Origin of the sequence: Streptomyces atriruber (assembly GCF_001418325.1) — a bacterium.
GTDB lineage: Bacteria > Actinomycetota > Actinomycetes > Streptomycetales > Streptomycetaceae > Streptomyces > Streptomyces atriruber.
This window is the reverse complement of sequence record NZ_LIPN01000145.1, coordinates 19,410-27,179: the sequence shown is the minus strand read 5'-3', so window position 1 is coordinate 27,179 and position 7,770 is coordinate 19,410. Positions and strand designations below refer to the sequence as shown.

Sequence of the window (7,770 nt, the reverse complement as noted above, 5' to 3'; positions counted from 1 at the left end):
CGTCACGGGCCTCTCCCTCGCCGCCCGAGTCCTGTGCGCGGCCCGCGTCCCGGGCAGGACCCGAGTCCTCCTCGGCCCTGGTATCGGGTGCCGCCTGCCACGGCGGGGCAGGCGGCTGCGGCAAGCCGCTCTCCGCCGTGGCGGCCCGCTGCTCCGGCACGGTCGGCTGTTCGGTCCCGCCGAGGACGAGCCCGGCGGCCACCGCGGCCCCCGCCACGGTCACCCCGATCGCCCCGGCCGCCGCGACGGACACCTTTCCGCCGCCGGTCAGGAGGTGTCGCAACCCGTGCAGCGGCCCGCCGCCGTGGCCCGCCGATCCGGCGGCCGCGCTCCCCGCGGCGGTTCCCGCGGCTGTTCCCGCGGTCAGCGGGACGAGGAATTTGCCCGCACCGCCGAGCACGAAGATCAGCAGGGCGGGACCCGTGAGCGCCGGGAGCCGGTTGTTTGCGCGGCTCAGCAGCGTGAGCCGGGCGCGGCAGTCCGCGCACCCGGCGAGGTGGGACAGGAGCTGTTCGGACTGTCGGGGTGACGCCTCGCCCCGCACGTGACCGGGCATGCGGTCCCAGTGCGTCTCGCAGGCGGGGTTCTCGGGGGTTCCGGGGTGTGCGCGCAGGAACGCCTGGCGCATGCCTTCGCGGGCCCGGTGCAGGAGCACGGCCGTCGCGCCGCGTCCGGCGCCGATGCGTCGGCCGATCGTCTCCAGGGGCTGGCCCTCGGCCTCGGCCAGCCACAGCGCCGTCACCCACCGCTCGGGCAGCTGCCCGAGGACGCGGGTCAGCAGATCGACGGAGGAGACGCGCGCGGCAGGATCCGGTTCCGCGCCGTTCCCGCCGAAGGGGGAGTCCTCCGTGTCCGTGAGCCTGATGGTCTCGGGGGCCTGCGGGTCGTGCGGCGTCTCCCGCCCCCCGGGGCCCCGGCCGACCGTCGCAGCGAGGTGCCGCACGGTCGTCGTCAGGTACGCGGGTACGTTCTCGATCTCGTGCCCGGCGGACAGGCGCCGCCACACCCGGAAGTGCGCCTCCGCGACGAGGTCGTCGGCGAGCCAGGCGTTGCCGGTGAGCGACCGCGCGTACGCCAACAGGCGTGGCTGCTGTTCCTCGAAGACACGCGTGTACTCGCCTGTGATGGGCACTCGGGCTGCCGGACCGGCGGATATGCCGGAGGGGACGTCGGCAGGGACGTCGGTCATGGCAGGACACTCTCCCGTCGCCACTGCGGGGGGTTCGGACGAGTTCGCAACTCTAGGTGACGAATGTCCGAGTAATGAGAGGAGAGTGGCGCAGGTCACATGAGGATCTCGTCATTTTGGCGTAATAACACCCCTCGGTAAGGGGTCATAAGGGCACAGGAGTCACCTCGACCACACCCACAACCGCAACCGGATACCGAGCACCGCAGGACCAGAAGTGGAGCCCGAACATGACCGTCACCCTCGAACAGCCCGCCCGTGCCCGTCTCATCACTCCCGAGGGTCGCGAACGCGCTCTGCCGGTCGTCCTGCGCTACGCGGCCGAGGACCCCCTGGCCGTCCAGATGGCCTTCCCCTCACAGGCGTCGCTCGATGGGGCGGAGGTCACCTGGATCTTCGCCCGTCAGCTCCTGGAGGAAGGGCTCGGGGCTCCGGCGGGCAGCGGTGACGTGCACATCTGGCCGTGCGGCCGGGCTCGGACGGTCCTGGAGTTCCACTCGCACCAGGGTCTGGCGCTCGTGCAGTTCGACAAGCTCGCACTGCGGAGGTTCCTGGTGCGGTCGTACGCGGTGGTGCCCGCGGGCGGCGAGGGGAAGGGCCTCGACCTCGACCAGGGGCTCTCGCGTCTGCTCGGCGGCGTGTGAAGGACTGCTCTCAGCCGTACAGCGCGGGCCGCTCGGCCATCTCCACCCCGACGCGTGCGCCGGTGTCCAGCGCAGTGACGCCCGCCTCCGCGACGGCCGCCGCCGCGTACCCGTCCCATGCGCTCGGCCCCGTCACCCGGCCGCCCCGGGCAGCGGCCGCCCACGCCCGTACCTCCCGGTCGTACGCATCGGCGAAACGCACCAGGTAGTCCTGCGCCACGTCCTCGTGCGCACGCCCCGGCGACCGGACGACCATCGTGTGCGCGTCCCCGACCTGCGCGCCGCCCCGCTCGCAGACCGCCTCGCACCGCACCTCGTAGCCGAATCCGCAGTTGACGAAGACCTCCACGTCGACGACCGCGCCCCCGGACGTCTCGAAGAGCACCAGCTGCGGGTCGAGCAGCCCCTGCGGGGCGTCCGCCGACGGCGTCGGCCGTACCACCGTCACCGCGGTGATCTCCTGGCCGAGCAGCCACCGGGCCGCGTCGATCTCGTGGGAGACGGAGCTGCTGATCAGCATCGAGGAGGTGAAGTGCGGGGGAGAGGACACGTTCCGGTGGCGGCAGTGCAGCAGCAGGGGGCGCCCCAGGTCCCCGGAGTCGAGGAGCGTTTTCAGAGCCGCGTACTCGGTGTCGTACCGGCGCATGAACCCCACCTGGATCAGCCTGCGGCCGATGCGGGTCTCCGCCTCGACGACCCTGAGGGCCGCGGCCGAATCGGGCGTGAGGGGCTTCTCGCAGAGCACCGGCAGCCCCAGGGCGACGGCGGCCAGCAGAGCCTCCTCGTGCGCCGCCTCCGGCGAGGCCACGAGGACCGCGTCCACCCCGGGAGCGCGCAGCGCGTCCTGCGCCTCCCGGTGGACGGACACGCCCGCGCGCCCCGCCACCGCCGCTTCGGCCCGTGCCGCGTCGGGGTCCGCGACCGCCACCACGCGGGCCCCGCCCACCGTCTCGCCGATCCGCCGCACGTGGTCGGCGCCCATGTGGCCCGCCCCGAGCACGGCCACCCCCAGCAGCTCACTCACCGGACGACCTCCCCGAATCCCCGCGCCCACGCCTCACAGGACGATGCGTCGCGCGCCCCTGCGCCGGGCCACCGTAGCCCTCCGCCGCCGGACGGCCATGACGCACCCCGCGAGCAGCACGCCCGAGCCCGCGACGACCAGCAGCACCGCGGGCCAGTCCGAGTCGTCGGGCTGCACGGCCAGGGCGGCCTGCCCGCCCGCGTGCGCGGGGCTGGGCGCCGGCCGGGTCTCCTTCGGCGGCAGCAGCGATCCCACCGGACGTACCTTTCCGGCCGCCGCGAACCCCCAGTCGAGCAGTGACCTCGCCTCCTCGTACACGGCCCGCCCGCCGCCCTCCTGCGGGTTCATCACCGTCACGACGAGCGTGCGCCCGCCGCGCTGGGCCGCGCTGATGAGGGTGGAGCCCGCATGGCTCGTATAGCCGTTCTTCACGCCGAGCAGCCCCGGGTAGGGCGCCACGCCGTCGGCGCCGGTCAGCAGCCGGTTGGTGTTCTGGATGGGGTACGACCAGCCGCCCGCGGGGAAGCGTGCGACGCGGGTCGAGCAGTAGCGGGCGAACTCCGGGTCGGCGAGCCCCGCCTTGCCGAAGACCGCCAGGTCGTACGCCGATGAGACCTGCCCGGCCGCGTCGTAGCCGTCGGGCGACACCACGTGCGTGTCGCGCGCACCCAGCTCGCGGGCCTTGGCACGCATCTCCTGAACGGTCTTCCGCAGACCGCCGTTCAGCCCCGCGAGGACGTGCACGGCGTCGTTCCCCGAGCTGAGGAACACGCCCCGCCACAGGTCGGCGACCTGGTAGGCGCGCCCCTCCGCGACGCCCACCATGCTGCTGCCCTCACCGACCTGATCGAGTTCGTGCTCCGAGACCACGTGCCGCATGTCGGCCTTGAGGCGGGGCAGCGTCGCCAGGGCGAAGAGCGACTTGAGCGTCGAGGCGGGCGGCAGCGGGCGGTGCGCGTTCCGTGCGCCGAGCACCTCGCCCGTGTGGGCGTCCGCCACCACCCACGCGAGCGCGGACACGCTGCCGGGCACCGCGGGTGCGCCGGGGCCGGGGCGGACCTGGGTGCCCGCCCGGTCGAGGAGGGTCGAGGAGTAGGCGGGGACCGGCCGTGGGGGTGCGGGTTCGGCCGGGGCCTCGGAGGCCGTGGCCGGTGAGGACAGGACCGGTGAGGACAGGAGGACCAGAGCACCGAGGGCGAGGGCCGCGGTGCGTACGGAGGAGGGACGCGAAAGGTACCTGATGACCATTCAGCCACCGTATGAGCGCTGTCCGGAGTCCGCAGATCGGCTTGGCCCGGCTGGAGGTATCACTGCTCCGGGCGGTGGTCGCGGGAGTCCTTGGCCTGGTCACCCGCAGAGGTGTCGCCCCGTCACTTCGCTTACTTCGCAGGGCCACTGGGCCCGGCAGCGCAATGAAGCGTCGTAGGTGAGGCGGGGACGCACTCGGCGCGCAGCACGGCCACGCCCGTGCCCAGCACGGCCGAGGCGACCACCGCGCACACCGCGTCGCTGACCAGATCGACCGTCAGCGAGCCGCCGCCCTCAGGCCGTACGGGGAGCGACGCTCACACATAGGTGACGAGTGCGCCCGCGACGACGCATCACACCCCGACGCCGACCCTTTCGTGCGCGTCCGCGGTGACGAGGACCGAAGGCCCCCAGTACAGGCCGGTCCCGGCGAGTGACGCGATGCCCACCTGCCAGGGGGTGGGGGCGGTACCGGGCAGCGCGCGCGGCCGCCACGAGCGGACACGGAGGGCGAGCACGACGAGCGCGGCGATGACGGCGCTGATGCAGACGAGTTGGGCCGGGGAGGCGAGGAAGTGCTCGTCGGCGTAGTTCCCCCAGAAGACGAGCCCGGCGCCGAGGGCGTAATCCCGGCGCTCACGGCGTATCCGGTGCGGCCGAGCCAGGGCTCCGTCAGATTCCCCGGCATGAACTCGCCGACGAAGGGGGCCAGCAGGAAGAGCGCGACAGCGGGGCCCAGCGGCCGGATGGAAGCCACGCTTGGACGCTAGGCGGCGGGGCCCCGCTCAGGAGTCGCCCAAAAGTCGACGACGGGCGAACCAAAGTCGTCAGTCGTCGCCGGTCAGGCCGGGAGGTGCTGCTCGACGGCGGCGACGAGCTCGGCGGAGTCGGGCTCGGTCTGCGGCGAGAAGCGCGCGACGACGTTGCCGGACGGGGCTACGAGGAACTTCTCGAAGTCATCCACTTAATTGCGTTGCACTGACCAGCAGTGTTACCCCAAGGCGCCCCGCTCACCGACGCCGACAAAGAACAGGTCATCGCCGGTCTGCGCAACGGGACGCTGACCTACTGAGCCTCGCCGGATGCCCGCCGCTTGGCCTGCTCCGAGCGGCTGCGGTACTCCGCGGGCGGCTCGATGCCGTGCTTGCGGGCGAGCGTCCGGAACGTCTCATCGGTCTTGCCGGTGAGGTCGGCCAGGGTTCTGGTCCCCATGCCCGCGCGCAGCAGCTCCAGTGCGCGGGCCATCATGTCGGGCCGCAGATCGCGTTCGGCCTTGAGGTGGCGCCGGTACTTCTCGAAGACTTTCGCGGTCTCTTCGTCGGGTGTCACGTCGTCAGCCATGCCGTTCATGGTACAGCCCAAAAACTTGGGGTACGCGGAAGAATCATGACACCCCAAGTGTTTGGGGTATTGTATCCCAAGAGCTTGGTGTGGATAGTGGAAGCAGAAGGAAGAACCGGAGCGGCAGGGGAGACGGAAATGACCGGCATCGTCATCGACCAGTCGAAGATCCGAATCGCTGAGGAGCTGGTTGCCAGGGGGGCGCCTTCGTTCCCGCGCCCTCTCGCCTGGTGGCAGCGCACCATTCCCGTCTGGGTCGACGCTGCCGAGACCGAAGACGGTCGCATCGCCCTCACTCCCAACGGCAAGGTCGCGGACGGCCGCCAGGAAGAGCTCTCCCCGGCCGACATTCGGCGGGACCTCAAGGCCATCCAGCGATATCTCGATGGCCATCACTCCCTGGACTTCTCTGACGCCATCCAGCCCGCCTGACCGCACCCAGCCCCGGCGGGGGAAGTCGCCCGCCACCTGTCGCAGGGCGCCGGGGCACTCGCAGCAACCTGAAGGGAGCGTCATGATCCTCTCCATCGTCGTCTGGGTCTGGGACCACTGGTTCCTGTACATGCTGCTCGCCGCCGCGCTGGTCGCGGTGGCCGTGGCAGCGAGTGTGAAGACTCGCTGATCCATACAGCCCCGGCCACGGTCACCACGGACGTACGCCGCAAGGCAGGCCGGGGCACCGACTCCATCCCACCCGCAAGCCCCGAGGGGGCGTCATGAGTGACCGCGAACGGCACGAGTTCATCGAGCAGCACCCCAGGCCGACCAACCCCGTCGAGGCGCTGGCGCACACGCTGCAGCTCTTCGAGGAGCTGGACGACGACAGGCTCCTGGTCCAGGCGACCTCCGGGATGTACGGCAAGGGCGAGCGCACAGGCCTGACGATGGGCGACCTGCGGGAGATCGCAGGGATGCTGAAGCGCTGGGCAGGCGACGATGCCTGAGCCCTACGCCTGGACGTACACCGAGGACGGCATCCGCCGCCAGGTGAAGATCCACCGGACCCGCGACGACATCGACGTCGTGTGGGCGCCGCGCCGCCTCGGGGACCCCGCGCCGTGGTTCGACGCGGACCGCGCTGAGGACGACCCCGCCGCGTACTACGCGGACACCGACCTGGTCACGCTCGGTGTCCCGGTCACGGCGTGGTCCGGCTTCGACGACTGAGGAGAACGGCATGGCCAAGTACCGGGCAATTCTGACCCAGACCGCCAGCTGCGTGGTGGAGTTCGAGGCGCCGGACGATGCGACGCCGGAGGAACTCGAAGCCGCGATGTGGGACGACCCCCAACTGGAGACTCCCACCCTGTGCCATCAGTGCGCATCGTCCGACCGCAACCAGTCGCTAGACATCGAAGGCGAATGGAACGTCCTCCGCTGCGAGGGCAAGCGCGAGATCACGAAGATCGACGACTGACCCACAAGCCCCCGCCCGGGACGCATCCCCCCGCCACCCGGGCGGGTCCCGGCAGGCGCCCCGCCGTTCGTCTCCCCGTGCGGCGGGGCGCCTGTCCTCTGTTCCGATCACTGCCCTCGAAGGGGGCGCGTCATGAGCGAGTACCGAGAGTTCGAGCTGCACCGTCGCCGCACCCGGTGGTGGGGCCGCCGCCGCTGGGACTGCCTGCTGGTCAACGAAGACCGCTACCTCGGATGGGGCTACCGGCGCAGGCGCGATGCCGAAGCACATGTGGCCACGTGTCGGGCCTTCGAGAACAACCTGCGGCTCATCGACCAGCGTTACCCCCGATAGCTCCCCTGCCGCCCGGTGCCGGAGCCCCCGGGCGGCAGGGACCCCGCGCGCCTGTGGCGGGCCCGCGCGGGGAGCACGGCGCCCCGGAGACTTCCTCCTTCTCGGTCTCCGGGGCGCCCGCAATCCCTCGTAGCTTCAAGCGAGAGGTGCGGCCATGCCGTACAAGGATCCGGACAAGCAGCGCGAGTACGGCCGGACCTGGATACGTGAGAGGCGGCGAGCCTTCTTCGAGGATAAGGAGTGCGTGAACTGCGGCTCACGCGACCGCTTGGAGCTTGATCACATAGATCCGTCCCAGAAGGCGGAACACAGCATCTGGTCGTGGAGCAAAGTTCGGCGCGAAGCCGAGATTGCGAAGTGTCAGATATTGTGCCGCCCCTGCCATTGGGAAAAGACCAAGGCGCAAATGGGATGGGGAAAGCACGGCACGCCGTCCTGCTACAAGCGTGGCTGCCGACTCCCCGGTTGCCGCACGGCATATAGCGCGTACCGGAAAGAACTGCGCAACAGAAAACGTAAAGCTGAGCAATAGGACACGTCCCCTGAGGGGGACCCGCAGGCGCCGCACGGCGGC

Annotated in this window: 12 protein-coding genes and 1 pseudogene; 7 read left to right on the top strand and 6 right to left on the bottom strand. The window is 71.2% G+C overall.

The window, feature by feature from the left end:
- Positions 1 to 1,189, bottom strand: a 1,189-nt coding sequence (locus AOK03_RS16625) for a sigma factor (protein WP_167355614.1), incomplete at its 3' end; no start/stop codon positions are given.
- A 230-nt stretch (positions 1,190 to 1,419) separates the two neighbouring features.
- Between AOK03_RS16625 and ssgD the strand changes: the two genes are divergently transcribed.
- Positions 1,420 to 1,833: a spore wall synthesis regulator SsgD gene (ssgD, locus tag AOK03_RS16620; protein WP_055566045.1), complete on the top strand. Its 414-nt coding sequence runs from the start codon at positions 1,420 to 1,422 to the stop codon at positions 1,831 to 1,833.
- 10 nt (positions 1,834 to 1,843) lie between these two features.
- On the opposite strand, the gene AOK03_RS16615 is transcribed toward ssgD, so the two are convergent.
- The 5 genes and pseudogenes from AOK03_RS16615 to AOK03_RS16600 form a co-directional block, all read right to left on the bottom strand.
- Positions 1,844 to 2,857: a Gfo/Idh/MocA family protein gene (locus AOK03_RS16615; protein WP_055566044.1), complete on the bottom strand. Its 1,014-nt coding sequence runs from the start codon at positions 2,855 to 2,857 to the stop codon at positions 1,844 to 1,846.
- A 33-nt stretch (positions 2,858 to 2,890) separates the two neighbouring features.
- On the bottom strand, positions 2,891 to 4,105 hold the full coding sequence (locus tag AOK03_RS16610) for a D-alanyl-D-alanine carboxypeptidase family protein (protein ID WP_055566043.1): 1,215 nt from the start codon (positions 4,103 to 4,105) through the stop codon (positions 2,891 to 2,893).
- A 353-nt stretch (positions 4,106 to 4,458) separates the two neighbouring features.
- Positions 4,459 to 4,623 (bottom strand): hypothetical protein, encoded by a 165-nt coding sequence (locus AOK03_RS42620; protein ID WP_157868975.1) that lies wholly within the window; start codon positions 4,621 to 4,623, stop codon positions 4,459 to 4,461.
- Positions 4,624 to 4,946: 323 nt separating this feature from the next.
- Positions 4,947 to 5,063, bottom strand: a pseudogene (locus AOK03_RS40930) (glutathione peroxidase); the annotation flags it as partial.
- Positions 5,064 to 5,170: 107 nt separating this feature from the next.
- Positions 5,171 to 5,446: a hypothetical protein gene (locus tag AOK03_RS16600; protein WP_055566041.1), complete on the bottom strand. Its 276-nt coding sequence runs from the start codon at positions 5,444 to 5,446 to the stop codon at positions 5,171 to 5,173.
- 138 nt (positions 5,447 to 5,584) lie between these two features.
- Here AOK03_RS16600 and AOK03_RS16595 point away from each other — a divergent pair, with 138 nt between their 5' ends.
- From AOK03_RS16595 to AOK03_RS42615, 6 genes are all read left to right on the top strand, one after another.
- Positions 5,585 to 5,878, top strand: coding sequence for a hypothetical protein (locus AOK03_RS16595; RefSeq protein WP_055566040.1), 294 nt, complete (start codon positions 5,585 to 5,587; stop codon positions 5,876 to 5,878).
- A 284-nt stretch (positions 5,879 to 6,162) separates the two neighbouring features.
- A complete protein-coding gene (locus AOK03_RS16590; RefSeq protein ID WP_055566039.1) occupies positions 6,163 to 6,390 on the top strand; it encodes a hypothetical protein in 228 nt (75 codons plus the stop codon).
- The gene (locus AOK03_RS16585) at positions 6,383 to 6,613 is read left to right on the top strand and encodes a hypothetical protein (RefSeq protein WP_055566038.1); all 231 of its coding nucleotides are present in this window, start codon (positions 6,383 to 6,385) and stop codon (positions 6,611 to 6,613) included. Before AOK03_RS16590 ends, AOK03_RS16585 begins: the two co-directional genes overlap by 8 nt.
- A 10-nt stretch (positions 6,614 to 6,623) precedes the next feature.
- On the top strand, positions 6,624 to 6,863 hold the full coding sequence (locus AOK03_RS16580; protein WP_055566037.1) for a hypothetical protein: 240 nt from the start codon (positions 6,624 to 6,626) through the stop codon (positions 6,861 to 6,863).
- Positions 6,864 to 6,995: 132 nt separating this feature from the next.
- Positions 6,996 to 7,196 (top strand): hypothetical protein, encoded by a 201-nt coding sequence (locus AOK03_RS16575; RefSeq protein ID WP_055566036.1) that lies wholly within the window; start codon positions 6,996 to 6,998, stop codon positions 7,194 to 7,196.
- Positions 7,197 to 7,350: 154 nt separating this feature from the next.
- Positions 7,351 to 7,728 carry an HNH endonuclease gene (locus AOK03_RS42615; protein WP_079074766.1) on the top strand — a complete coding sequence of 126 codons (378 nt, stop codon included), beginning with the start codon at positions 7,351 to 7,353 and terminating at the stop codon, positions 7,726 to 7,728.
- Positions 7,729 to 7,770 lie beyond the last annotated feature (42 nt).